Here is a 23,635-nt window from a genome sequence, read left to right as displayed (position 1 = left end):
AAGGTGTTAGTTTTTTGGACGCTTGTCGACCACGCGCCGGGCCTTGCCGGTCAGCGTGCGCTCGATCCCGCCCGGCGGGGTCAAGGTGACGCGCGTGCTTACGCCCACATTGGTCTTGATGCGGTGCTGGAGTTCGCGGCTGAGCAGCTCGACGTCGCCCGGCAGGAGCGCGCCGTCGCGCAGCTCGCCCAGCACTTCCAGCGTGTCAAGGTGGCCGTCGCGCGCGACCACGAGCTGGTATTGCGGCGCCAGCGCCGGCATCTTCAGGATGATTTCTTCGATCTGGCTCGGGAACACGTTCACGCCGCGAATGATCAGCATGTCGTCCGAGCGGCCCGTGATGCGGCCCATGCGGCGCATCGAGCGCGAGGTGGGCGGCAGGAGCCGCGTCAGGTCGCGGGTGCGGTAGCGGATGATCGGCAGCGCTTCCTTGCTCAGGGACGTGAACACCAGCTCGCCCTCCGCGCCGTCGGGCAGCACTTCGCCGGTCTCGGGGTCGATGATCTCGGGGTAGAAATGGTCTTCCCAGATGGTCGGGCCGTCCTTGCTTTCGATGCACTCGCTCGCCACGCCCGGGCCCATCACTTCCGACAGGCCGTAGATGTCGACCGCGTCGATGCCGGCGCGCGCCTCGATCTCGCGGCGCATGGCGTCGGTCCAGGGCTCGGCCCCGAAGATGCCGACTTTCAAGGACGACGTCGCCGGGTCGATCCCCTGGCGCGTGAATTCCTCGACGATGTTCAGCATGTACGAGGGCGTGACCATGATGATCGAGGGCTTGAAATCCTGGATCAGCTGCACCTGCTTCTCGGTCTGGCCGCCGGACATCGGGATCACCGTGCAGCCGAGCTTTTCGGCGCCGTAGTGCGCGCCCAGGCCGCCGGTGAACAGGCCGTAGCCGTAGGAGATGTGCACCATGTCCCCTGGACGGCCGCCGGCCGCGCGGATCGAGCGCGCCACCACGCCGGCCCAGGTGTCGATGTCGCGCTGGGTGTAGCCGACCACGGTCGCCTTGCCGGTGGTGCCGCTGGAGGCGTGGATGCGCACCACCTGCTCGCGCGGCACGGCGAACAGGCCGAAGGGATAGTTGTCGCGCAGGGTTTTCTTGTCCGTAAACGGGAACCTGGCCAGGTCGGACAGCGACTTCAGGTCTTCCGGGTGCACGCCGGCGGCGTCGAAGGCGGCGCGGTAGTGCGGTACGTTCTCGTAGGCGTGGTGCAGCGACCACTTCAGGCGCTCCAGCTGCAGGGCCTGCAGTTCGTCGCGGCTCGCGCGTTCGATCGGTTCCAGCTCCTCAGGGGCTGGATTACGTTGGACCATCTCGACCTCCTCGTCGTCTTGCGAAAAACCTTAAACCTCTGCCACCATCCCGCTGACGCGGTGCGACTTCCCGCGGAACAGCGCCACGGTGCGCCCGTCCTGGTTGGTGACCTTGATGTCGTACACGCCGGTCTTGCCCTGCAGGGCCTGCTCCACCGCCTCGGCCACCAGCACGTCGCCCTCACGGCCGGGCGCCAGGTAATCGATGCTGCAGCCGGCGCCCACGGTATTGAAGTTGTGCGAGTTGCAGGCAAAGGCGAAGGCGCTGTCGGCCAGCATGAAGATGTAGCCACCGTGGCAGGTGGCGTGCCCGTTGAGCATGTCGCCGCGCACGCGCATCGACATGCGCGCATAACCGGGGCGGATCTCGTCGAGCGTCATGCCCAGGGCCTGGCTGGCCGGGTCGCGCTCGTACATGGTCTTGCCGGCCAATTCGGCCAGGGCCTGCGGATCGCTATGCATGGAACTTCGCTCCGTGCGGATTGGCGGCGATCTTGCGGCGCAGCAGCGGCGAGACGCGATAGCGGTCTTCGCCATAGGTAGCGGCGAGGTTGGACAGCACCGCCACGATGTGCTCCAGCCCGACGCTGTCGGCCCAGGCCAGCGGGCCGCGCGGGTAGTTGACGCCCTTCTGCATCGCGATGTCGACGGCCTGCGCGCTGCACACGCCCTGGTTGACCGCGTCGGCGGCCTCGTTGGCCAGCATGGCGACGGTGCGCATCACGGCCATGCCGGGCACGTCGTCCAGGCGCGTGACGGCGAAGCCGGCGGCCTGGAACATGCCGACCACCGCGTGATACGCGGCGTCGCTGCACTGGTCGGCGCGCGCCAGCGCGATGCGGGTGGCGCCGGCCGCGTCCAGCAGCAGGTCATAGACGACGGTATCGTCATGCCAGCTCTCGGCGGCGCGCTCGGTGGCGCTGCGGCCATCGGTGAGGTAGACCGCGGCGCCGTTGCAGACGAAGCCGGGGGAGGCGTCCAGGGTCTCCTCGCGCGGCAGCGCGTAACCGGCAGCTTCCAGGCGCGCGGCCAGCGCTGCGATCGCATCGGACTCGTTGCCGACGATCGCCACCGATTCCGGCCGCGCTTGCGGCGCCTCCAGCTGCACGGCAGGCTTTTCCACCCCCTCGCCGTAACGGTAGAAGCCGCGGCCGGTCTTGCGACCCAGGAAGCCGGCGTTGACCAGTTCCTGCTGCAGGATCGAGGGCGTGAAGCGCGGGTCGCCGAAGTAGGCGTGGTAGACCGAATTCGTCACCGAGAAGTTGACGTCGTGGCCGATCAGGTCCATCAGTTCGAAGGGCCCCATGCGGAAACCGCCGCAGTCGCGCAGCACGGCATCGATGGTGGCCGGCTCGGCGGCCTGCTCCAGCAGCAGGCGCAGGCTTTCTGCGTAATACGGACGGGCGACGCGGTTGACGATGAAGCCCGGCGTCGATTTCGCGTGCACCGGGTTCTTGCCCCAGGCTTCGGCGGTGGCGTAGGTGGTGCCGGCCACGGCCTTGTCGGTGGCGATGCCGCTGATGACTTCGACCAGCGCCATCAAGGGCACCGGATTGAAGAAGTGCATGCCGACCAGGCGTTCCGGGCGGCGCAGCGGGGCGGCAATGGCGGTGACGGAGATCGACGAGGTATTGGTGGCCAGGATGCAGTCGTCCGCCACGATGCCTTCCAGCTCGGCGAACAGGGCGCGCTTGGCGTCCAGGTTCTCGACGATGGCTTCGACCACCAGCGCGGCCTGGTGCGCTTCCTGCAGCGTGCCGACGCGCTTCAGGCGCGCGCGTGCCTCATCGGCCGCGGTGGCGTCCATGCGGCCCTTCTCGACCAGCCTGGTGTAGGTCTTGCCGATGTCCGCGATGGCCTTGTCGGCGGCATCGGTCCGGGTGTCGAACAGCAGGACCTGGTGGCCGGCGTTGGCCGCCACCTGGGCGATGCCGCTGCCCATGGCGCCGCTGCCGACCACGGCGACGATGCTGTTTTTCGAGAGTGCCTGCATGGTCTTACTCTCCCTTGAAATGCGCTGGACGCTTGGCGATGAAGGCGGCGACGCCTTCGCGGTAGTCGTGGCTGTAGCCCAGCTCGCGCATCATTTCGCCCTCTAACTTGAGCTGTTCCGGCAGGGTATTGGACCAGCTGGCCTGCAGGGCTTTCTTGGTGAAAGCGAGACCCTTGGTGGGTGCGGCGGCGAAGTGCTCGGCCATGGCCATGGCCTGGTCCATCAGGGCTTCGTCCGGCACGCAGGCCCAGATCAGGCCCCATTGCTCGGCCTTCTCGGCGCTGAGTTTGTCGCCCAGCATGGCAAGGCCGGTGGCGCGCGCCTGGCCGATCAGGCGCGGCAGGTGCCAGGTGCCGCCGGTGTCGGGGATCAGGCCCAGCTTGCAGAAGGCTTCGATGAAGCTGGCCGATTTCGCGGCCAGCACGATGTCGCAGGCCAGGGCCAGGTTGGCGCCGGCGCCGGCGGCCACGCCGTTGACGGCGCAGATGACCGGCATCGGGAGCGACTTCAGGGTCATGACCAGCGGGGCGTAGAACTTCTCGACCGATTCGCCGAGGTCGACGCCCGGGGCGCCGGGTTCGACGGCGCGGTCTTGCAAATCCTGGCCGGCGCAGAAACCCCGGCCGGCGCCGGTCAGCACCAGCACGCGCACGGATTTGTCGGCCTGGAGTGTATCGAGGGCGTCGCGCACCTCGAGGTGCATGGCTTGCGTGAAGCTGTTCAGGCGATCGGGGCGGTTCAGGGTCAGGAGGGCGATGCCGTTCTCGATCTTGAACTGGATGGATTCGTAGGTCATTGGTGTCTCCACTATTATTGTTATCTCTTGAGCCGTCGTCCCGGCGCAGGCCGGGACCCAAGTTCGCTGCTATGCCACGAAAGTCAAATTGGGTTCCGGCCTTCGCCGGAAGTCGGGCTCGCCAATGGCGAGAACGACGGTCTCTCTGCTAGCGGGCCTATTCGGCAATATCGAAGTCGACCACGACCTTGTCGCTGATCGGGAAACTCTGGCAGCTGAGCACGAAGCCGCGCGCCACTTCGTAGTCTTCCAGCGCGTAGTTCACGTCCATCTCCACCTGCCCGTCGAGCACCTTGCAGCGGCAGGTCGAGCACACGCCGCCCTTGCACGAGTAGCGCATGTCGATGCCGGCGCGCAGGCCGGCGTCGAGCAGGGATTCCTTGTCCTTGTCCATCGTGAAGCTGGCGGCATTGCCGTCCATGATGACGGTGACTTCGGTCAGGTGCTGCGCGCCCCCTTCCACCTTGCGCGGCTTGTGCTCGTGCTTCGGGATGCTGGCGGCGAACAGCTCGATGCGGATCTTTTCCTTCGCCAGCCCGGCCGCCTGCAGCGAACGCGAGACGCCGTGCATCATGTCTTCCGGCCCGCAGATGAAGGCGACGTCGATATCCCTGATGTCGATCCAGTGGCGCAGGAACAGGCCGCACTTCTCTTCCGTGATGCGGCCGTTGAAGAGTTCGATGTCCTGCTGCTCGCGGCTCATCACATACACCAGCTTGAGCCGGTCCATGTAGGTGTCCTTGAGGTCGGTCAGCTCGTCGCGGAAGATCACGCTCGACGAGGCGCGGTTGCCGTAGACGATGGTGAAGCGGCTCTTCGGCTCGGCCTTCAGGGTCGTCTTCACGATCGACAGGATCGGCGTGATGCCGCTGCCGGCAGCGAAGGCCAGGTAGTGGCGTTCGCTCTGCGGGTCGAGCGGCACGTTGAAGTGGCCCATGGGCGGCATCACCTCCAGGGTGGCGCCGGGTTTCAGGTGTTCGTTGGCCCAGCTCGAGAACAGGCCGCCGCCCACGCGCTTGATTGCCACGCGCAGTTGCTCGTCCTGCACCGCCGAGCAGATCGAGTAGGAACGGCGCACGTCCTCGCCGTCGATCGTCGCGCGCAGGGTCAGGTGCTGGCCTTGCTGGTAGGCGAATTGGTCTTTCAGCTCGGCCGGGACCGCGAAGGTGACGGCGATGGCGTCGCGGGTCTCCTGCTTCACCTTCGCCACGCTCAATGGATAGAATTTGCTCATCTTAGTGACACTTGAAATAGTCGAAAGGCTCGCGGCAGTCGAGGCACTTGTACAAGGCCTTGCAGGGCGTCGAGCCGAACTCGCTGGTCAGCTGGGTATGGGGCGAGCCGCAATGCGGGCAGGCCACCTCGGGCGCGGCGCGGCGGCGGATGCCGGCGTGCAGGCCGCTGATGTCGATCGCCTGCTGTACCGGGGGCGCGATGCCGTAGCCCTTCAGGGCGGCCTTGCCGGCTTCGCTCATCCAGTCGGTGGTCCAGGCGGGCGCCAGGCGGCTGAGGATGCGCACATCGTCGATGCCATGCGCCTGCAAGGCTTCCTTCACCGCGTCGGCAATGACCTGCATTGCCGGGCAGCCGGAGTAGGTCGGCGTGATCGTCACCACGCAGGCGTCGCCTTCAAAAGCGACCTCGCGCACGATGCCGAGGTCCACCACCGAAATGACTGGGATCTCCGGATCGGCGACTTCGCCGAGCCAGCTCCACACTTGCTCCGTGGTGACGCCAACGAGGCTCATTACCACTGCGCTCCCGGATAGGCGCGCTGCAGGAACTGCATCTCGGCCAGGATGTAGCCGAGGCGCTCGCTATGCCGGCCCTGCTTGCCGCCGCGCTGCATCCAGGCGCCAGGGTCCGGCATGGCCAGGGTAGCTTCGTTCAACACGTCGGCCAGGTGGTCGAGGTAGTTCTTGCGCAGCCCTTCGCTAGCTGGCGCCACGCCCTGCTCCACCATCGCATCGTCGATGGCGTCGTAGAGGAACACCTCGCCGCTGTACATCCACAGCTCGTCCAGCGCCGTCTGCATCCTGGCGTGGCTGACATCGGTGCCGTCGCCCAGGCGCACCACCAGGTCGCCCGAGCGGCGCAGGTGGTAAGTGACTTCCTTGATCGACTTCTGCGCGATCTCGGCGATGCGCGCATCGTTTGATTTGGTCAGTCCGTCCATCAGGAAGTAGTGCCAGGTATCGAACAGGAACTGGCGCATCATGACGTCGGCATAGCTGCCGTTCGGCTGCTCGACCAGCAGGCAGTTGCGGTAGTCGTGGGCGTCGCGCAGGAAGGCCAGGCGGTCTTCGTCGCGTCCCTTGCCTTCCAGCTCGCCGGCATAGCTCAGCCACATGCGGGTCTGGCCCAGCAGGTCGAGCGCGACGTTCGACAGCGCCATGTCTTCTTCCAGCGCCGGGCCCTTGCCGCACAGCTGGCACAGCTGCTGCGACAGGATCAGGGCGTTGTCGCCCTGGCGCAGCAGGTACTCGATCTTTGCGTCCACGGCAGACCTCACAGGTTCTTGACTTCTTCCGGCATCGGGAAGAAGGTCGGGTGGCGGTAGACCTTGCTGTTGGCCGGCTCGAACAGGGCTTCCTTGTCGTTCGGGCTGCTGGCCACGATGTCCTGGGCGCGCACGACCCAGATGGACACGCCTTCGTTGCGGCGCGTGTAGACGTCGCGCGCGTTGTTGATCGCCATCTCGGCGTCAGGCGCGTGCAGGCTGCCCACGTGCTTGTGGGCCAGGCCGTGCTGGCTGCGGATGAAGACTTCCCACAGCGGCCATTCTTTGCTCATTCTTCTCTCTCCGTTCTATGTTCAGGTAGACACACGTCCGTTGAACGCGCGGTCGGCGGAGCCGACCACCCTACGCGGCCCGCTTCGCGGCTTTTTTCTCGGCGTGGGCAACCAGCGCGTCGCGGAACCATTCACCGTCTTCATAGGCTTTCACGCGGGTACGCAGGCGCTCGCGGTTGCAGGGGCCGTTGCCTTTCAGGACGTTGTAGAACTCGCTCCAGTCGATCTCGCCGAAATCATACGAACCGCGCTCCTCGTTCCATTTCAGGTCCGGGTCGGGAATGGTCAGGCCCAGGTATTCGGCCTGCGGCACGGTCTGGTCGACCATGCGCTGGCGCAGCTCGTCGTTCGAGAACAGCTTGATGCGCCAGGCGCTCGACTGCGCGCTGTTGACCGACTCGGCATCCGAGGGGCCGAACATCATCAAGGACGGCCACCACCAGCGGTTCAGCGCATCCTGCGCCATTGCCTTCTGCTCCGGCGTGCCCTTGGCGAGGGCCATCATGATGTCGTAGCCCTGGCGCGCGTGGAAGGACTCTTCCTTGCAGACGCGGATCATGGCGCGCGCGTACGGGCCGTACGAGCAGCGGCACAGCGGGATCTGGTTGATGATGGCCGAGCCGTCCACCAGCCAGCCGATGGCGCCCATGTCGGCCCAGCTCAGGGTCGGGTAGTTGAAGATGCTCGAGTATTTTGCCTTGCCCGAGTGCAGGGCCTGCAGCAGCTCGTCGCGCGACACGCCGAGCGTCTCGGCGGCGCTGTACAGGTACAGGCCGTGGCCGGCCTCGTCCTGGATCTTGGCCAGCAGGACCGACTTGCGCTGCAGCGTCGGTGCGCGCGTGACCCAGTTCCCTTCCGGGAGCTGGCCGACGATCTCGCTGTGCGCGTGCTGCGAGATCTGGCGGATCAGGGTCTTGCGGTAGGCCTCGGGCATCCAGTCCTTCGGCTCGATCTTGATGCCGGCGTCGATGCGCGCCTGGAACGCCGCTTCTTCAAGGCTCATGTCTTCTTCGGTTCGGACTTTCTTGAGTCCGGTCTCCACCATTTGTGCGTACATGCTGGTCTCCGTTGCGAAACTCTCCAAACCATAATACGATACAAAAAATTGGATGTACACCAAAATTTTGAATCATATTGAGGCGTTATCAATGGCACAACTCACCAGCGCGGAATGGATAGACCGCTTCCTGACGAACGACCCGCCGCGCCATAAATCGCTGGTGATGACCCTGTGCGGCGACGCCATCGCCCCGCATGGCGGCGCCTTCTGGCTGGGCAGCATGATCGAACTGCTGGGTCCTCTGGGCGTGTCGGACCGGCTGGTGCGCACCAGCGTGTTCCGCCTGGTGCAGGAAGGCTGGCTGACCGCCAGCCGCGAGGGCCGGCGCAGCCGCTATGCGCTGGAGCCGAAGGCCCTGCCGCGTTTCGAGCGCGCCAACCGCCGCATCTATTCGCCCCCGGGACTGGACTGGGATGGCCGCTGGACCATCGTGCTGGCCCCCAACGGCAGCATCGACGGCGACCTGCGCGCGCTGCTGCGCAAGGAACTGGAGTGGGAAGGCTTCGCGATGCTGGCCACCGGCGTGATGACCCACCCGGCGCCGGATCGCGACACCCTGCGCGAGATCCTGGTGCGTGCCGGCGCGGAAGGAAAGGTATTCGTGTGCGATGCGGCCGAACTGCCCAGCGTCGGCGCCCGCCCGCTGCCCGAGCTGATGGGCGACGCCTGGGATCTGTCAGGCGTGGTGGCCGGCTACCGCGGCTTCATCGAGACCTTCACGCCTCTGCTGGACATGGACGGGGATATCGCCCCGCAGGACGCGTTCGCCATCCGTACGCTGCTGATCCACGCCTACCGCCGCGTGCAGCTGCACGATCCGATGCTGCCGCTCGCGCTACTGCCCGGCCCCTGGCCCGGCACCGACGCCTATGAGCTGGCGAAGAACATCTACCGGCGCACGCAAGCCCGGGCCGAAGAGCACGTCATGGCGATGCTGGGCAAGGAGGACGCGACGACCCCGCCGGCCGATGCCGGCTTCTACGAGCGCTTCGGGGGACTCGCTTGACGACGCCTTCGCTGGACCAGCACCAGCACGGTCGCCACGACGGCGCCGGCCAGCAGGCCCGCCAGGGGGTCGTCCGCAATGCGCGCGCCGAACCAGAAGGCGAGGATGGTCAGGATGATCGTCAGGACGCGCATGTCTGCTCCATGTCGTAGCAGGGCCGCCGAAATCCGGCAGCGCCCTTGAAAACTAGTATTATCACCCTTTTCCGCAACAAACCAAGGACAGGACATCCCATGTCTATCAAGATCAGCAGCCAGTTCGACGCTGGCGCCATCGAGGTCGTGAATGCCACAAGCGCGAACGCCATCGACCTGAACATCCGCAAGGATTCGCACGCCGACATCGTGCAATGGTTCTACTTCCGCCTGCAGGGCGCGCAAGGCCAGGCCTGCACCATCCGCTTCCTGAATGCGGCCCAAGCCGCCTACCCGGCCGGCTGGGAAGGCTACCAGGCGATGGCGAGCTACGACCGCGTCAACTGGTTCCGCGTGCCGACCTCCTACGACGGCAAGGTCATGACGATCGAGCACACCCCGGGCATGGACAGCGTCTACTACGCCTACTTCGAACCCTACTCGTGGGAACGCCACCTGGAGCTGCTCGACCGCGCCCAGATGGCCGAGAACGTGCGCATGCTGGACCTCGGCTCCACCGTCGACGGCCGCGACCTGAACATGCTGGTCATCGGCGAACCCTCGCCTGAAAAGAAAAAGGTCTGGGTAATCGCACGCCAGCACCCGGGCGAGACCATGGCCGAGTGGTTCGTCGAAGGCATGCTCGACGCCCTGCTCGACCCGGCCCACCCGTTCGGCCGCCAGTTGCTGAAGGAATCGGTGTTCTACGTGGTGCCGAACATGAACCCGGACGGCTCGGTGCGCGGCAACCTGCGCACCAACGCGGCCGGCGCCAACCTGAACCGCGAGTGGATGAACCCGTCGATGGAGCGCAGTCCGGAAGTCTTCCTGGTCCTGAAGAAGATGCACGAGACCGGCGTCGACCTGTGCCTGGACGTGCACGGCGACGAGGGCCTGCCCTACGTGTTCGTGGCCGGCAGCGAGTCGCTCCCGACCTGGACCGAGGCCCAGGCCGCGCAGCAGCAGCGCTTCATCGAGGACTTCAAGATCGCCAGCCCGGACTTCCAGGACGTGCACGGCTACGGCAAGACCCCGTTCACCGATGAGACCCTCACCATGGGCTCCTCGCACATCACCCACGCCTTCGGCTGCCTGTCGCTGACCCTGGAACTGCCGTTCAAGGACAACGCCAACGACCCGGACCCGCAGGTGGGCTGGGACGGCGCCCGCAGCGCGCGCCTGGGCGCGTCGGTGCTGCAGCCGGTGCTGAACGCGGTGCGCGCATTGGGCGCGAAGTAAGGAGCAGACGATGAGCATCTTCTCCGCTTCCGTGTTCGACGCCACCGTCGTGTTTGAAGGCCAGGAGCTGTTCAAGGGCCGCGGCGCGGCCCAGACCTGGGCGGAAAAGGTGGCCAAGGAGCTGGAAACCGAGGTGACGGTCGAGAAAATCGGCACCGGCTGGGCCCTCAAGGCCACGGTCGATGGCGAGCCGGTCACCTGGGGCATCTACGGCCAGCGCCTCAGCCGGATCGAGCAGACTGGCTGAGCGTCGCCAGCCTCAGCAAAGCCCACCCGACCATGCGGTCCGGTGGGCTTTTTATCAGCCGTAGCGCGCCCGCGTCGCGGCGGCGGCCTCGGCCACCAGTTGCTCCAGCACGTGCGCGTCGACGTCCTCCAGCCGGCGCACGTACAGGCAGGCCTTGCCCATCTTGTGCCGGCCCAGGCGCTCGCGCAGCGCGTCCGTCGGCGGCACGTCGCAGGACAGATAGATGCTGATGTCGCCCTTGCGCGACGAGAAGCCGGCGAGCGGGGCATCGCCTTCGCGGCCGCTGGCATACTTGTAGTGATAGCTGTCGAAGCCGACGATGCTGCCGCCCCACATGACGGGAGGCGCCCCCGTCACTCTGCTCATCATCGCCACGATTGCTTCGCAGTCCTGGCGGCGTGCGGCGTCGGGAATCGCATCGAGGTAGGCGCGCACGCTGGCGCCATTGGCTCTGGTCTTGTTCTCAGCCATAGGGGGTGTAGGCAAAGCCGTTGGCGATGATCGCCGCCGAGCCGTTGATGTTTTCCGGACTCTCGCTGATCCCGGCCAGCACGTCGGCGCGCGCCACGCCGCTGTCGAGTTTCTGCACCCAGAAGTCCAGGCCCGCCTGTTCCGGCGCGCGGTCGAGGATGTTGGTGTAGTAGCGCGTGACCAGCTCGCGGTGCGAGAGGGCCGAACCCGAGGCGGAACCATAGGCGTCGCGGTATTCCTGCGAGTCGATGAAGCCCTGCGCCACCGCCGTCACCGACACGCCGGCATCGAGCTTGCCGATCCAGAAGCCGACGCCCGCCGCGTCCGGCGTGCGGTTGAAGGCAGCCTCGTACAGGCGATAGGCGCGCCCGCCCGTTTCGCCGGCGCCGACGTCGAGCGCCACGTTGGTGTCGGCAAAGACCAGGCGCTCGATGCCCTCGAGGGTGTCCGTCCCCTCGACGCCGGTGCTGTCGGCCACCGTGAAGCCGGTGGCCGTGCGCGTGACGCTATAGGCGGCGCGGTTGCCTGCGTACAGGGCGAAATCGAAACCGGCGCCGCCCGAGATCCAGTCGTCCCCGCCGCCGCCGCGGATGCGGTCGTTGCCGGCGAAGCCCATCAGGCCGTCGGCGCCGGCGCTGCCCTCGATCGTATCGTCCCCGGCCAGGAAAGGCTCGTACAGGCCGCGCCGGTCGCCCTTGCGCTCGACGTAGGGGGCCAGCAGGCTGGCAGCATGGTCGAGTCCGCTGATGGTGTAGACCAGCGCATCCTTGATGGAAAAGGAGGTGCTGGCGATCTTGCCGTTCAGGCTGCTGTCCGAGGCCAGCGGGAAGTCGCCGAGGAAGGTCTGGCGGTAGGTGGTGTCCGCGATCGAGATGCGGTTGAAGTTGGTTTCCCGCAGCATCCAGGTCCAGGCCTGGGCGCTACGGAAATCGAAGGCTTGCGACAGGACAAGCTTGGCCATGACGCCTCCGCTTGTCTTAGAGCTCGACGCCCAGGTGCTTGTGGACCCAGGTATTGGCGTCCGCGAGCGCGTCGAAATGCAGGGTGGCGATGGTGGTCTTGTCGGGCGCCAGGAAGCTCACGTAGGCCTTGCGCGCCTCATTGCCCGAGCTGAGCAGGTCGGAGGGCTGGGACAGCTCGACGGTGGCGACCAGGTCGAGGTTGAGCAGGACGCTCTTCTGGCTGTTTTCTTTGTCAATGCGAACGAACTTGCTCATTTTTTATTCTCCAGTTTCAACTACCAGCGACGACCATCTTTTCGATGAGGATCGAACCCGTCGATTTATTGCCACGATGAAGGACATCGTTGCCGATCGCCACGATTTGCTGGAACATCTCGCGCATATTGCCCGCGATGGTGATCTCTTCCACCGGATACTGGATCACGCCGTTCTCGACCCAGTAGCCAGACGCGCCGCGCGAATAGTCGCCGGTGACGTAGTTCACGCCCTGGCCCATCAGTTCCGTGACCAGCAGTCCCGTGCCCATCTTGCGCAGCATGCCTTCGAAATCGTCGGCGCGGCGCGTAGCCGTGGACACGATGTCGAGGTTGTGCGAGCCGCCGGCATTGCCGGTGGTCTGCATGCCCAGCTTGCGCGCCGAGTACGAGGACAGGAAGTAGCCCTGCAGTACGCCATTCTCCACCACCTTGCGGCGAGTGGTGCGCACGCCTTCCTCGTCGAAGGGCGCGGAGCCGACCGCGCCGATCAGGTGCGGGTCTTCGACGATATTGATGTGCTCCGGGAAGACCTGCTTGCCCAGCGAATCGAGCAGAAAGCTCGACTTGCGGTACAGCGCACCGCCCGAGACGGCCTGTACGAAGGCGCCGAGCAGGCCAGCGGCCAGCGGGGCCTCGAACAGCACCGGGCAGGTTCGGGTGTCCAGCTTGCGCGCGTTCAGGCGTGCCAGCGCGCGCTCGGCGGCGTAGCGCCCCACGGCTTCCGGACTGGCCAGTTTCTTGGGGTCGCGCGCCGAGGTGTACCAGTCGTCGCGCTGCATCCTGTTGCCCTTGCCGGCAATCGGCGCGACCGAGATCGTGTGGCGCGAGAACGGGTAGCCGCCGATGAAGCCGCGCGAGTTGGCGCCGACGAAGTGCGACTGCTGTACGTAGACGCTGGCGCCCTCGCTGTTGCTGATGCGCGGGTCGACTTCGAAAGCCGCGTTTTCGCAGCGCTGGGCGAGTTCGACGGCTTCCTCGGTACTGATCTGCCAGGGGTAGAACAGGCGCAGGTCGCGCGGGTTCGTTTCCAGCAGCTCGGCATCGGGCAGGCCGGCGCAGTCGTCTTCGGCGGTGAAGCGGGCGATGTTCCAGGCCGCTTCCACGGTGTCCTTCAGGGACTTGGTGGAGAAGTCGGAAGTGTTGGCATTGCCGCGCCGCTGGCCGTAGTAGACGGTGACGCCGATGCCCTTGTCCTTGTTCTGCTCGATGGTCTCGATCTTGCCTTTACGCACGGAAACCGACAGGCCGCTGCCTTCGCTGATCTCGACCGAAGCATCGGTGGCGCCCTGCTCTTTCGCGAAGGCCAACACGTCGCGGGCGAGCTGTTTCAGCTGGTCCTGGGTATGGGTAAACGTAGAAGTGATCGCGGAGTCGTTCATGTCGTGTTTTTCGTGGCTCGCCCTAAAACAGTTATCATAGCAGCCGTTTACTATTTTCACTGACCGGCTCTACGCCAATCGGATCGATCCGGGTCAATCCATAGATCATGCCTAATCCAAACCGCGGCTCCGTTGGCTTCCAGTCCAACGAGTTCGAACAAGAATACGAACGTCCTTCCAAGTCCGAAGCCAAGCGCCAGTCGAACGAGCTGCAGAAGCTCGGCGAACAGCTGGTGGAGGCGCCGCGCGACCGCGTCAAGCGCGTCGAGATGCCGGAAGACGTCAAGGAAGCCATCCTCACCTGCCAGAGCATCACCAACCACGAAGGCCGCCGCCGCGCCCTGCAGTTCGTGGGCAAGAAGATGCGCACGCTGGACGAGGAAGAAGTCGAGGTCATCAAGCGCACCATCGAGGGCTGGAAAGGCGCCTCGAAGGCCGAGACCGCCGCGCTGCACGCCCTCGAGCGCCGCCGCGAAAAGCTGCTCGCCGACGACAAGGCCCTGACCCAGCTGCTGGAAGAAAATCCGGAACTGGACGTGCAGCACCTGCGCACCCTGATCCGCAACGCGCGCAAGGAACAGGCGGAGAACAAGCCGCCCAAGGCCTACCGCGAGATCTTCCAGATCCTGAAGGACCTGGGCAAGAAGCAGAAACAGAAGGCGGCAGCAGACGACGAGGAAGAAGCCGGCGATGACGAGTCCGACGACGAGTAATCCTGAACTGGCGCATCAAGAGCTGATCATCGGCCTGGTGTCGGTCTCGGACCGCGCCAGCGGCGGCGTCTATGAAGACAAGGGCATCCCGGCCCTGCACGAGTGGCTGGCGCAGGCGATCACCACGCCGTTTCGGGTCGAAACCCGCCTGATCCCCGACGAACGCGCGGAGATCGAGCGCACCTTGGTCGACCTGGTCGACAATGCGCGCTGCCACCTGGTGCTCACCACCGGCGGCACCGGCCCGGCGCGGCGCGACGTGACGCCCGAGGCGACGCTGGCCGTGGCGACGAAAGAGATGCCGGGTTTCGGCGAGCAGATGCGCCAGATCAGCCTGCGCTTCGTGCCGACCGCGATCCTGTCGCGCCAGACCGCGGTGATCCGCGAGACGGCGGACCATGCGGCCCTGATCATGAACCTGCCGGGCCAGCCCAAGTCGATCAAGGAAACGCTGGAAGGCCTGAAGGACGATGCCGGCAACACGGTCGTCGGCGGGATCTTTGCCGCCGTCCCCTACTGCATCGACCTCATCAAGGGTCCCTACATCGAAACCAATCCGTCCATCAGCAAGACCTTCCGCCCGAAGTCGGCGCTGCGTCCCCCTGCTGCCTGAACGAACAAAGGAAGCCATGGAACTGCTGCAAAACATCGAGATCGAAACCGCGCCGAACCCGCAAGTGGCGGTCATCTGGCTGCACGGCCTGGGCGCCGACGGCAACGACTTCGTCCCGCTCGTGAACGAACTGGACCTCGCGGGACTGCCGGGGATCCGCTTCGTATTCCCGCATGCCAAGACCATGCCGGTGACGATCAACGGCGGCTACGTGATGCGCGCCTGGTACGACATCACCGGCGCCGAGCTGACCCGCCGCGAGGACGAAGGCGGCCTGCGCGCCTCGCAACGCGACGTGGAAGCCCTGATCGCGCGTGAAAAGGCGCGCGGCATCCCGGCTTCGCGCATCATCCTGGCCGGCTTCTCGCAGGGCTGCGCGATGACGCTGCAGACCGGCATGCGCCACCCGGAAAAGCTGGCGGGCATGCTGTGCCTGTCGGGCTACCTGCCGCTGGCCAACGTGGTCATCGATGAACGCACCCAGGAAAGCCTGTCCACGCCGATCTTCATGGCCCACGGCACCCACGACAACGTGGTGCCCTTCGCGCGTGCGCGCGAATCGAAGGATGTGCTGGTGTCGCTGGGTTACCAGGTCGAGTGGCACGAGTACATGATGCAGCACTCGCTGTGCCTGGAAGAGGTGCAGGATATTTCGAAGTGGATCAGGAAGGTGCTGGCCTGAGCGGCTAGTCGTCCTTTTTCTCTGCGTTAGCTTATAAACCGTCATTCCCGCGCAGGCGGGAATCCAAGTGCGTTGCGTCGCCTTCGCGGGAATGACGTTTTTGAGCCTGCTTTAATGGGCAGCTGTGTCAGCGTTTCACGTCGACCTGGCCTACTGCTTCAACGCCGCCTCCACCGCATCGGCCAGCCGCGACACGATCTCCGACAGATCCGCCGCCGTCGCAATGAAAGGCGGCGCCAGCAGCACGTGGTCGCCGTACTGCCCGTCGATGGTCCCGCCCATCGGGTAGACCATCAGCCCGTTTTCCATCGCCTTGGCCTTGATCGCCGCGTGCAGCTTGCGCTCCGGCGCGAACGGCCGCTTGTCGGCCCGGTCCTGCACGAATTCCAGCGCCAGGAACATGCCGCGCCCGCGGATGTCGCCCACGTGCTCGTGGGTGCCGAACACGTCGCCCAGCATGCGCCGCAGCGTGGCGCCGCGGCTGCGCACCCGCCCCAGCAGGTCGTCGCGCTCGATCACCTTCTGCACTTCCAGCGCCGCCGCGGCCGCCACCGGGTGCCCGATGTAGGTGTGCCCGTGCTGGAACATGCCGCTGCCGTTACGCAGGCAGTCGACGATGGTCTGGTGCGCCAGCACCGCGCCGATCGGCTGGTAGCCCGCGCCCAGGCCCTTGGCGATCGCGATGATGTCCGGCGCCACGCCGTCCTGCTCGATCGCATACATGGTGCCGGTGCGCCCCATCCCGCACATCACCTCGTCGGCGATGAACAGGATGCGGTAGCGGTCGCAGATGTCGCGCACGCCCTGGAAGTAGCCCGGCGTCGGGGGGATCGCGCCGCCGGTGGCGCCCACCACCGGCTCGGCGACGAAAGCGATGATGTTCTCCGGCCCGGCCTTGAGGATGTTGGTTTCCAGCTCGTCGAGCAGGCCGGCGGTGTAGTCGTCCACGCTCTGGTGCGCCGCGCGGCCGCGGTATTCGTAGCAGGCGCTGACCCGCACGGTGTCCATCAGCAGCGGTGCGAAGGCCTTGCGGCGCCACTCGTTGCCGCCCACCGCCAGCGCGCCCAGGGTGTTGCCGTGGTAGCTCTGGCGCCGCGCCATGAACAGGCGGCGCTGCGGCTCGCCCGCCTCCACCCAGTACTGGCGCGCCAGCTTGAGCGCCGTCTCCATCGCTTCCGAGCCGCCCGAGACCAGGTAGACGCCGCCGATGTCCTGCGGCGCCCCGGCAATGAGCCGGTCGGCCAGTTCCTCGGCCGCGTCGGTGGTGAAGAAGGCGGTGTGGGCATAGGCGCAGCGGTCGATCTGGCGGTGCATGGCGGCGATCACGTCAGGGTGCCCGTGGCCGAGCGAGGACACGGCAGCCCCGCCGCTGGCGTCGATGTAGATCCGTCCGGCCTTGTCGCGCATGCGGATGCCGCTTGCTGACACCGCGGTCGGCGGCACCTGGCGCAGGTTGCGGTGAAGGATATGGCTCATTGCGACTCCTTGGTCAGAACAAGAGTTTGACAATAAGCGTGCCCGGCGCCGGTTCTTTTGATTTTTAGAGAACGCTGTGCAATTATTTTCTAATTACAACAAATTGCTCGTCCCTATGACCGACCGACTCGGACCGATCGCCCTGGAGGACATGACCCCGGCCCAGCGCGCCGCGGCGCAGGCCATCATCGACGGGCCGCGCGGGGCGGTGTACGGCCCTTTCGTGCCCTTGCTGCGCAGCCCGGAGCTGATGGAATACGCCCAGCGCATGGGCGAGTACCTGCGCTACCGCAGCGCGATCGGGGTGCGGCTGTCGGAGCTGGCGATCCTGGTCACCGCACGCCAGTGGAACCAGCAGGTCGAATGGGCGATCCACGCGCCGATCGCGGCCCAGGTGGGCATCCCGGCCTCGGTGATCCATGCGATCGCCGAGCGGCGCAGACCAAGCGACATGCTGGTCGACGAAGCGGTGGTGCACGACTTTTGCGTCGAGCTGCACGAGGGGAAATCGGTCTCGGACCGGGTGTATGCCGATGCGCTCGCGCTGTTCGGCGAGCACGGCGTGGTCGATCTCATGGGGATCAACGGGTATTACACCTTCCTGGCCATGGTGATGAACACGGCCAGGACGGCGGTGCCGGCAGGCTGCGAGACGCGCCTGCCGGACTAGCCCCTTACTTCGGGAAGGCGACTATTTCCTGTTGCTGCTCTCCCAGGCCGGCGATGCCGAGACGGAGCTTGTCGCCCTTCTTCAGGAAGCGCTGCGGCGAGCGTCCCATGCCCACGCCCGGCGGCGTGCCGGTGGTGATGATGTCGCCCGGGGCCAAGGTCATGAAGCGCGACACGTAGCTGACGATTTGCGCCACCGTGAAGATCATGTTCGCGGTGTTCCCGGTCTGCATGCGCTTGCCGTTCAGTTCCAGGTAGAGGTCGAGGTCCTGCACGTCGTAGATTTCGTCGCGCGTCACCAGGAAGGGGCCGACCGGACCGAAGGTGTCGCAGCCCTTGCCCTTGTCCCACTGCGAGCCCATCTCGAACTGGAAGGCGCGCTCGGACACGTCGTTGACCACGCAGTAACCGGCCACGTACTTGAGCGCCTCGTCTTCGCTGACGTACTGCGCGCGGGTGCCGATCACCACGCCCAGTTCGACTTCCCAGTCGGTCTTCTTCGAGCCCTTCGGCAGCTGGACCGGATCGTCCGGGCCGGACAGGCTGCTGATCGCCTTGGTGAAGAAGATCGGCTCCTTCGGCACCTCGGCGCCAGTTTCCGCCGCATGGTCGGCATAGTTCATGCCGATCCCGATGAACTTGCCGACGCCCTTGACCGGCACGCCCAGGCGCGGATTGCCGCGCACCAGCGGCAGCGTCTTCCACTCAAGCTTCGCCAGCTTGCGCAGCGCCTTGTCCGAGAGTTGCGACGCGTCGATGTCGTCGATGATCCCGGACAGGTCGCGCAGGCGGCCCTCTTCGTCGAACAGGCCCGGCTTTTCCTTGCCCGGGCGGCCATAGCGCACCAATCTCATTCTTGTCTTCCTTGTATATCAAACGCCGAACACGCCCAGCATGGGCCAGCGGGCGATGATACCAAGGATCGGACGGCCAGGTTATTGGCTCAGCAGATATGCGCTGATATCGAGCGCATCGCGTTCGCTCACGCCCATGTTCGGCATGGCGGTATTCGGGTCGATCGACTGCGGATCGCGGATCCAGCGCACCAGGCCGGCCTGGTCGCTGGGCACCGCCCCCGCCAGCACCTTGCGCTCGGCCATGCCTTCGAGCGGCCGGCCGACATAGACCTTCGAGCCCGGCACGCCGGGGATCAGGTGGCAGGACTGGCAGGCGTACTGCGTCACGGCAATCTTGCCGCGTTCCGGGTCGCCCTGCACGCCGACCGGCGGCCGCTTGGGCGAGCAGGCGGCCAGGCCGGCCAGCGCCAGCACCGCCGCGATGCGTAAGGCGCTCATTTCGCCTCTCCCTGCGCCAGGGCCGCTGCGCCCGGCTGCGCCGTCCAGGCGCGGAAATCCCGCGCATTCATCGCCGGCATGGCCCTGACGAAGGCCACCACCGCCCAGATCTCGTCCTCGCCCAGGTGGTATTCCCAGGCCGGCATGCCGCTCATCTTGATGCCGTTCTTCGTGATCCAGTACAGCTCGCGCGCTTCCCAGTGCTGGGTGGCGTCCACCAGCGGGCCGGGGATCGGCTGCATGCTCATGCCGATGGTGGACTGGGCCACGCCCGGGCCGCCGTGGCATTGCAGGCACTTGTCGCGATAGACCGCGGCGCCGAGGCGCAACTGCTGCTCGCCCCCGAGGCGCGGCACCTGCACCTCGCGTGCGTGGTGGCGCACCGAGTTCGCCATGCCCTTTTCCAGCACCGTGTACACATAGGGGAAATGCTGGGCGGTGGCGCCGATGTTGTACCAGCCGCCATACAGGAGCGCGAGGCCGGCCGCGCCCGCGGTGACGCCTGCCGCGAGCAACGTCGATACAGCGGTCTTCACGATCAGCCTGCGGCGGTTGGAGAGCATGTCGGGGTGCGTCCGATTGGATTCGTTAAAAAAAATACATCACTCTTTGTGTATTATAAAAGCCACTCCACAATTCTGATTTCCAAGCGTGCGCACCCGTCTTTACAGCGATTCCGTCCGCAAAACCCCACAAGCTGCCGGCATGATGCTGGCATGTGCCGTATTGCTCGCCGGGTGCAAGGACGAACCACGCTCGATCGTCCCCGGCGGCGAGGTACAGCAGGGACTGCGGCTGGTCACCCAGTACCAGTGCGGCGCATGCCACGTGATCCCGGGCGTGCAGGGCGCGGACGGCAAGTCGGACGGCGCCGGCCCTTCGCTCGACTACATCGGCCGCCTGAGCTACATCGCCGGCGGCATCCCCAACCAGCCCGCCAACATGGTGCAATGGCTGCGCGTGCCGCATGCCGTCAAACCCGGCACCGAGATGCCGCCCATGGGCCTGACGGAACAGGAGGCGCGCCACATGGCGGCTTTCCTGTACACCCTGCGGTGAGCGCCGTGACCGGCACCCTGCACTCGGCCCTGGAGCCGGCCGGCTGGGACGCGGCCATCATCAGCCAGTTCGCCTGGGTGATGTTCGGCGCCGGCGCCCTGATCTTCCTCGCCGTGATGGCGCTGCTGTACCTCAGCCTGCGGCGCCAAGGCGGACGCCAAAGCAGGCCGGCGCGCGCGCTGCTGTGGATCGGGGGCGGCGGCATCGCCTTTCCGGTGGTGGTGCTCACCGCGCTCCTGGGGTGGAGCACCTGGCGCAGCGCCCAACTGGCGCCGCAGACCTCGCGCGACGCGCTCACCATCTCGGTCACCGCCAAGATGTGGTGGTGGGAAGTGCGCTACCACGACCCGGCGAGCGGACGCGAGATCGTCACCGCCAACGAGATCCACATTCCGGTCGGCCGCAAGGTCTACCTCGGCCTGAATTCGGCCGATGTGATCCACAGCCTGTGGGTGCCCTCGCTGGCCGGCAAGCGCGACATGGTGCCGGGCCGCGTCACCGGCCTGACCCTGCGCGCCGACAAGCCGGGCATCTACCGCGGCCAGTGCGCCGAATACTGCGGCGCCCAGCATGCCAAGATGGCGCTGCACGTGGTGGCGCTGGCGCCGCAGGACTTCGAGGCCTGGCTGGCACGCCAGGCGCAGCCTGCCCTGCCTGCCGACAACGCGATCCTCGAACGCGGCCGCGCTGCTTTCCTGGAGCAGCGCTGCCAGGCCTGCCACACGATCCGCGGCGTGGCCGAAGGATCGCGCCTCGGCCCGGACCTGACCCACGTCGGCAGCCGCATGCACATCGGCGCCGGCACCTTGCGCAATCACCGCGACACCTTGAAAGGCTGGATCGCCGACCCGCAGGCCGCCAAGCCCGGCGTCTTCATGCCCGGCTCGCAAGACCTCGACCGCGACACGCTGCGCGCGCTGGCCACCTACCTCGAGCACCTGAAATGACGCAGCCGCTGCCCACGCATTTGCCTAATTCATTGCCCCGCCCGGACGGCGAATTCGAGCGCCTGAAGGAAGTCTGGCGCACGCCCACCGGCTGGCGCTTCTTGACGTCGGTGAACAACACCAGTATCGGCCTGCTGTATATCGGCACCGCCCTGCTGTTCTTCGTCCTGGCCGGCATCCTGGCGTTGGTCATGCGGGTGCAGCTGGCCGTGCCCGGCAACACCCTGCTCAGCCCCGATACCTACAACCAGGTCTTCACCATGCACGGCACGGTGATGATGTTCCTGTTCGCGATCCCGATCGTCGAGGCATTGGCCGTCTACCTGCTGCCCAACATGCTGGGCGCGCGCGACCTGCCCTTCCCGCGCCTGTCCGCCTATGCCTACTGGGCCTACGCCTTCGGCGGCCTGGCCTTCTTCTGCACCATCTTCGTCGGCCTGGCGCCGGACGGCGGCTGGTTCATGTACCCGCCCTACACCAGTAACACCTATTCGCCGGGCCTGAACGCCGACTTCTGGCTGCTGGGAATCGGCTTCATCGAGATCTCGGCGATCGCCGGCGCGATCGAACTGATCGTCGGCATCCTGTTCACGCGCGCGCCGGGCATGACGCTGCGCCGCATGCCGGTGTACGCCTGGGCCATGCTGGTGGTGGCGGTGATGATCGTGTTCGCTTTCCCGGCGGTGATCGCCGGCACCGCCCTGCTGGAACTGGAACGCGCCTTCGACTGGCCCTTCTTCATCGCCGAGCGCGGCGGCGACCCGATCCTGTGGCAACACCTGTTCTGGTTCTTCGGCCACCCCGAGGTCTACATCATCTTCCTGCCCGCCGCCGGCATGGTCTCGACCATGATCCCGACCATTGCCGGCACCCCGCTGGTGGGGAGGCGCGCCATCATCGTGGCCCTGGTCGGCGTGGGCTTCTTCAGCTTCGGGCTGTGGGCCCACCACATGTTCACCGCCGGCCTGGGTGTGCTGGAGATGAGCTTCATCTCGGCCGCCAGCATGGCCGTCGCCATCCCGACCGGCATCCAGGTGTTCGCCTGGATCGCCACCCTGTGGAACGGGCGGGTGCGCATGACGTCCCCGGCGCTGTTCCTGATGGGCTTCATGTTCATCTTCGTGCTGGGCGGCCTGACCGGGGTGATGGTGGCCGTGATCCCGTTCGACTGGCAGGCGCACGACACCTATTTCATCGTGGCCCACCTGCACTACGTCCTGATCGGCGGCATGGTGTTCCCGGTGTTCGCCGGGATGTATTACTGGCTGCCGCTGGTCAAGGGCCAGCCCCTGTCCGAGAAGCTGGGACGCTGGGTGTTCTGGATGATGTTCGGCGGCTTCAACCTGGCCTTCTTCCCGATGCACATCACGGGCCTGTACGGCATGCCGCGCCGGGTCTACACCTATGATGCGCACCTCGGCTGGAACCTGCTGAACATGCTGTCCACGGTCGGCGCCTTCATCTTCGCCTTCGGCGTGCTGCTGTTCATCGTCGACGCCGTGCGCGCGCTGCGCCGGCCGGAAAAGGAAGTGGGCAATCCGTGGAATGCGCCGACCCTCGAATGGCTGCCGTCGGAATCCTACGGCAACCGCAGCATCCCGCGCATCCACTCGACCAATCCGCTGTGGGACCAGCCGACCCTGTCGGAAGAGGTCGAGCGCGGCCAGCACTACCTGCCCGGCACCGCCACCGGCCTGCGCGAAACCATCGCCACCAGTCCGGTCAAGGCCGAGCCGCGCTACCTGATGGTGCTGCCGACCGACAGCTGGCTGCCGGTCATCGCCGCCCTCGGCACGGCCGGCTTCTTCCTGCTGCTGACGGTCAAGGCGATCCTGCCGGCCTTTATCTTCGGCTTGATGGCGGTGGGCGGCACCGTCGCCTGGCTGTGGGAATCGGACCGCAAGCCGCCGATCGACCAGGCGCGCGTCGCCGAAGACCTGGTGCTGCCGGTGAATGCCAAGACCACGGCCTCGCAGTCGTGGTGGGGAACGATGGTGATGCTGATCGTCGACGCCTGCATCTTCACGTCTTTTGGCTACGCCTACGTCCACGTGTCGATGCGGCTGCAAGTCTGCCCGCCGCCCGGCGCCGCCCTGCCGGAACTGTCGTCGCAGCTGGTCTCGGCCGGCCTTTTGATGGCTAGTTCGGTGCTGATGCTGCTGGCCGTGCGCGCGCTCGGCAAGCGCCGCCTGCCCTGGCTGGTGCTGCTGGCGCTGGGCTGCACCACGGCCTCCTTCCTGTTCGATTTGCGCGGCCACCAGTTCGCCGGCCTCGACCCGACCGCCAGCGCCTGGGGCGCCGCGATCGGCGGGCTGCTCGGCTACCAGGGCCTGCACGTGGTGGTGCTGGCGATCGCCGGCCCCTACCTGGTGCTGCGCGCCTGGCGCGGTCACCTGGGCGAGCGCAGCCGCGCCACGCTCGACAACGTCGCCCTGCTCTGGCACTACACGACGCTGCAGGGCCTGGCCGGCATGGCGCTGGTGCATGGCCTGCCGGCGCTGATGCCGTGGCTGATGGAGTAGAC

General features: G+C 66.3%; 28 protein-coding genes. 10 read left to right on the top strand and 18 right to left on the bottom strand.

Annotated features, from left to right (window positions below; all coding sequences use genetic code 11):
* Positions 1 to 6 precede the first annotated feature (6 nt).
* From paaK to paaA, 9 genes are all read right to left on the bottom strand, one after another.
* Positions 7 to 1,320, bottom strand: a complete 1,314-nt coding sequence (paaK, locus tag YWC_RS0111835) for a phenylacetate--CoA ligase PaaK (RefSeq protein ID WP_027865565.1) — start codon at positions 1,318 to 1,320, stop codon at positions 7 to 9.
* A 30-nt stretch (positions 1,321 to 1,350) separates the two neighbouring features.
* Positions 1,351 to 1,782, bottom strand: a complete 432-nt coding sequence (gene paaI / locus YWC_RS0111830) for a hydroxyphenylacetyl-CoA thioesterase PaaI (protein WP_051306406.1) — start codon at positions 1,780 to 1,782, stop codon at positions 1,351 to 1,353.
* Positions 1,775 to 3,313: a 3-hydroxyacyl-CoA dehydrogenase PaaH gene (paaH, locus tag YWC_RS0111825; protein WP_027865563.1), complete on the bottom strand. Its 1,539-nt coding sequence runs from the start codon at positions 3,311 to 3,313 to the stop codon at positions 1,775 to 1,777. The genes paaI and paaH overlap by 8 nt, the downstream gene beginning before the upstream one ends.
* A gap of 4 nt (positions 3,314 to 3,317) precedes the next feature.
* On the bottom strand, positions 3,318 to 4,109 hold the full coding sequence (paaG, locus tag YWC_RS0111820) for a 2-(1,2-epoxy-1,2-dihydrophenyl)acetyl-CoA isomerase PaaG (RefSeq protein WP_027865562.1): 792 nt from the start codon (positions 4,107 to 4,109) through the stop codon (positions 3,318 to 3,320).
* A 157-nt stretch (positions 4,110 to 4,266) separates the two neighbouring features.
* Positions 4,267 to 5,343, bottom strand: a complete 1,077-nt coding sequence (gene paaE, locus YWC_RS0111815) for a 1,2-phenylacetyl-CoA epoxidase subunit PaaE (RefSeq protein ID WP_027865561.1) — start codon at positions 5,341 to 5,343, stop codon at positions 4,267 to 4,269.
* A gap of 1 nt (position 5,344) precedes the next feature.
* Positions 5,345 to 5,857: a 1,2-phenylacetyl-CoA epoxidase subunit PaaD gene (paaD, locus tag YWC_RS0111810; protein WP_027865560.1), complete on the bottom strand. Its 513-nt coding sequence runs from the start codon at positions 5,855 to 5,857 to the stop codon at positions 5,345 to 5,347.
* The gene (paaC, locus tag YWC_RS0111805; protein WP_027865559.1) at positions 5,857 to 6,609 is read right to left on the bottom strand and encodes a 1,2-phenylacetyl-CoA epoxidase subunit PaaC; all 753 of its coding nucleotides are present in this window, start codon (positions 6,607 to 6,609) and stop codon (positions 5,857 to 5,859) included. Before paaC ends, paaD begins: the two co-directional genes overlap by 1 nt.
* 8 nt (positions 6,610 to 6,617) lie before the next feature.
* Complete coding sequence (paaB, locus tag YWC_RS0111800; RefSeq protein ID WP_027865558.1) at positions 6,618 to 6,902, bottom strand: 1,2-phenylacetyl-CoA epoxidase subunit PaaB; 285 nt, start codon at positions 6,900 to 6,902, stop codon at positions 6,618 to 6,620.
* 70 nt (positions 6,903 to 6,972) lie between these two features.
* Positions 6,973 to 7,959, bottom strand: coding sequence for a 1,2-phenylacetyl-CoA epoxidase subunit PaaA (gene paaA, locus YWC_RS0111795; RefSeq protein ID WP_027865557.1), 987 nt, complete (start codon positions 7,957 to 7,959; stop codon positions 6,973 to 6,975).
* A gap of 91 nt (positions 7,960 to 8,050) precedes the next feature.
* On the opposite strand from paaA, the gene paaX reads away from it, so the two are divergent.
* Positions 8,051 to 8,968, top strand: coding sequence for a phenylacetic acid degradation operon negative regulatory protein PaaX (paaX, locus tag YWC_RS0111790; protein WP_027865556.1), 918 nt, complete (start codon positions 8,051 to 8,053; stop codon positions 8,966 to 8,968).
* On the opposite strand, the gene YWC_RS32770 is transcribed toward paaX, so the two are convergent.
* Positions 8,941 to 9,102: a hypothetical protein gene (locus YWC_RS32770; protein ID WP_156923619.1), complete on the bottom strand. Its 162-nt coding sequence runs from the start codon at positions 9,100 to 9,102 to the stop codon at positions 8,941 to 8,943. The two genes, paaX and YWC_RS32770, sit on opposite strands and share 28 nt — an antisense overlap.
* Positions 9,103 to 9,201: 99 nt before the next feature.
* Between YWC_RS32770 and YWC_RS0111780 the strand changes: the two genes are divergently transcribed.
* Entirely contained in the window at positions 9,202 to 10,341 is a 1,140-nt protein-coding gene (locus YWC_RS0111780) for a M14 family metallopeptidase (protein ID WP_027865555.1), read from the top strand.
* 10 nt (positions 10,342 to 10,351) lie between these two features.
* Positions 10,352 to 10,588 (top strand): hypothetical protein, encoded by a 237-nt coding sequence (locus tag YWC_RS0111775; RefSeq protein WP_027865554.1) that lies wholly within the window; start codon positions 10,352 to 10,354, stop codon positions 10,586 to 10,588.
* Between the two features lie 54 nt (positions 10,589 to 10,642).
* Here the strand turns inward: YWC_RS0111775 and YWC_RS0111770 are convergent, their stop codons facing one another.
* The 4 genes from YWC_RS0111770 to pmbA are packed head-to-tail and all read right to left on the bottom strand — an operon-like array spanning position 10,643 to position 13,657.
* Entirely contained in the window at positions 10,643 to 11,059 is a 417-nt protein-coding gene (locus YWC_RS0111770; protein ID WP_027865553.1) for a DUF1801 domain-containing protein, read from the bottom strand.
* Complete coding sequence (locus YWC_RS29135) at positions 11,052 to 12,020, bottom strand: DUF4214 domain-containing protein (protein ID WP_027865552.1); 969 nt, start codon at positions 12,018 to 12,020, stop codon at positions 11,052 to 11,054. Before YWC_RS29135 ends, YWC_RS0111770 begins: the two co-directional genes overlap by 8 nt.
* A gap of 16 nt (positions 12,021 to 12,036) precedes the next feature.
* On the bottom strand, positions 12,037 to 12,276 hold the full coding sequence (locus tag YWC_RS0111760) for a hypothetical protein (RefSeq protein WP_027865551.1): 240 nt from the start codon (positions 12,274 to 12,276) through the stop codon (positions 12,037 to 12,039).
* Positions 12,277 to 12,292: 16 nt separating this feature from the next.
* Entirely contained in the window at positions 12,293 to 13,657 is a 1,365-nt protein-coding gene (pmbA, locus tag YWC_RS0111755; RefSeq protein WP_027865550.1) for a metalloprotease PmbA, read from the bottom strand.
* Between the two features lie 107 nt (positions 13,658 to 13,764).
* Between pmbA and yjgA the strand changes: the two genes are divergently transcribed.
* From yjgA to YWC_RS0111740, 3 genes are read left to right on the top strand one after another with little or no spacing between them, the layout of a single operon-like run.
* Positions 13,765 to 14,370, top strand: a complete 606-nt coding sequence (gene yjgA / locus YWC_RS0111750) for a ribosome biogenesis factor YjgA (protein ID WP_027865549.1) — start codon at positions 13,765 to 13,767, stop codon at positions 14,368 to 14,370.
* Positions 14,348 to 14,983, top strand: a complete 636-nt coding sequence (gene mog, locus YWC_RS0111745; RefSeq protein WP_051306405.1) for a molybdopterin adenylyltransferase — start codon at positions 14,348 to 14,350, stop codon at positions 14,981 to 14,983. The genes yjgA and mog overlap by 23 nt, the downstream gene beginning before the upstream one ends.
* 16 nt (positions 14,984 to 14,999) lie before the next feature.
* The gene (locus YWC_RS0111740; RefSeq protein WP_036214114.1) at positions 15,000 to 15,665 is read left to right on the top strand and encodes an alpha/beta hydrolase; all 666 of its coding nucleotides are present in this window, start codon (positions 15,000 to 15,002) and stop codon (positions 15,663 to 15,665) included.
* Between the two features lie 150 nt (positions 15,666 to 15,815).
* Here YWC_RS0111740 and YWC_RS0111735 read toward each other — a convergent pair whose 3' ends face one another.
* Positions 15,816 to 17,141 carry an aspartate aminotransferase family protein gene (locus tag YWC_RS0111735; protein ID WP_027865546.1) on the bottom strand — a complete coding sequence of 442 codons (1,326 nt, stop codon included), beginning with the start codon at positions 17,139 to 17,141 and terminating at the stop codon, positions 15,816 to 15,818.
* Positions 17,142 to 17,256: 115 nt separating this feature from the next.
* On the opposite strand from YWC_RS0111735, the gene YWC_RS0111730 reads away from it, so the two are divergent.
* Positions 17,257 to 17,811, top strand: coding sequence for a carboxymuconolactone decarboxylase family protein (locus YWC_RS0111730; protein WP_027865545.1), 555 nt, complete (start codon positions 17,257 to 17,259; stop codon positions 17,809 to 17,811).
* A 4-nt stretch (positions 17,812 to 17,815) separates the two neighbouring features.
* Here the strand turns inward: YWC_RS0111730 and YWC_RS0111725 are convergent, their stop codons facing one another.
* The 3 genes from YWC_RS0111725 to YWC_RS33745 all read right to left on the bottom strand — a co-directional run bounded on the left by YWC_RS0111725 (position 17,816) and on the right by YWC_RS33745 (position 19,668).
* Complete coding sequence (locus YWC_RS0111725; RefSeq protein WP_027865544.1) at positions 17,816 to 18,664, bottom strand: fumarylacetoacetate hydrolase family protein; 849 nt, start codon at positions 18,662 to 18,664, stop codon at positions 17,816 to 17,818.
* A gap of 81 nt (positions 18,665 to 18,745) precedes the next feature.
* The gene (locus YWC_RS33750; RefSeq protein ID WP_027865543.1) at positions 18,746 to 19,105 is read right to left on the bottom strand and encodes a c-type cytochrome; all 360 of its coding nucleotides are present in this window, start codon (positions 19,103 to 19,105) and stop codon (positions 18,746 to 18,748) included.
* A complete protein-coding gene (locus tag YWC_RS33745) occupies positions 19,102 to 19,668 on the bottom strand; it encodes a c-type cytochrome (RefSeq protein ID WP_027865542.1) in 567 nt (188 codons plus the stop codon). The genes YWC_RS33750 and YWC_RS33745 overlap by 4 nt, the downstream gene beginning before the upstream one ends.
* Before the next feature lie 142 nt (positions 19,669 to 19,810).
* Here YWC_RS33745 and YWC_RS0111710 point away from each other — a divergent pair, with 142 nt between their 5' ends.
* From YWC_RS0111710 to ctaD, 3 genes are read left to right on the top strand one after another with little or no spacing between them, the layout of a single operon-like run.
* Complete coding sequence (locus YWC_RS0111710) at positions 19,811 to 20,164, top strand: c-type cytochrome (RefSeq protein ID WP_027865541.1); 354 nt, start codon at positions 19,811 to 19,813, stop codon at positions 20,162 to 20,164.
* Positions 20,165 to 20,169: 5 nt separating this feature from the next.
* Positions 20,170 to 21,111 (top strand): cytochrome c oxidase subunit II, encoded by a 942-nt coding sequence (gene coxB, locus YWC_RS0111705; protein ID WP_027865540.1) that lies wholly within the window; start codon positions 20,170 to 20,172, stop codon positions 21,109 to 21,111.
* Entirely contained in the window at positions 21,108 to 23,633 is a 2,526-nt protein-coding gene (gene ctaD / locus YWC_RS0111700; RefSeq protein WP_027865539.1) for a cytochrome c oxidase subunit I, read from the top strand. Before coxB ends, ctaD begins: the two co-directional genes overlap by 4 nt.
* Positions 23,634 to 23,635 lie beyond the last annotated feature (2 nt).

Origin of the sequence: Massilia alkalitolerans DSM 17462 (assembly GCF_000427785.1) — a bacterium.
In the GTDB taxonomy this organism is placed as follows: Bacteria; Pseudomonadota; Gammaproteobacteria; order Burkholderiales; family Burkholderiaceae_D; genus Telluria; species Telluria alkalitolerans.
This window is presented reverse-complemented; position numbering and strand designations above follow the sequence as displayed.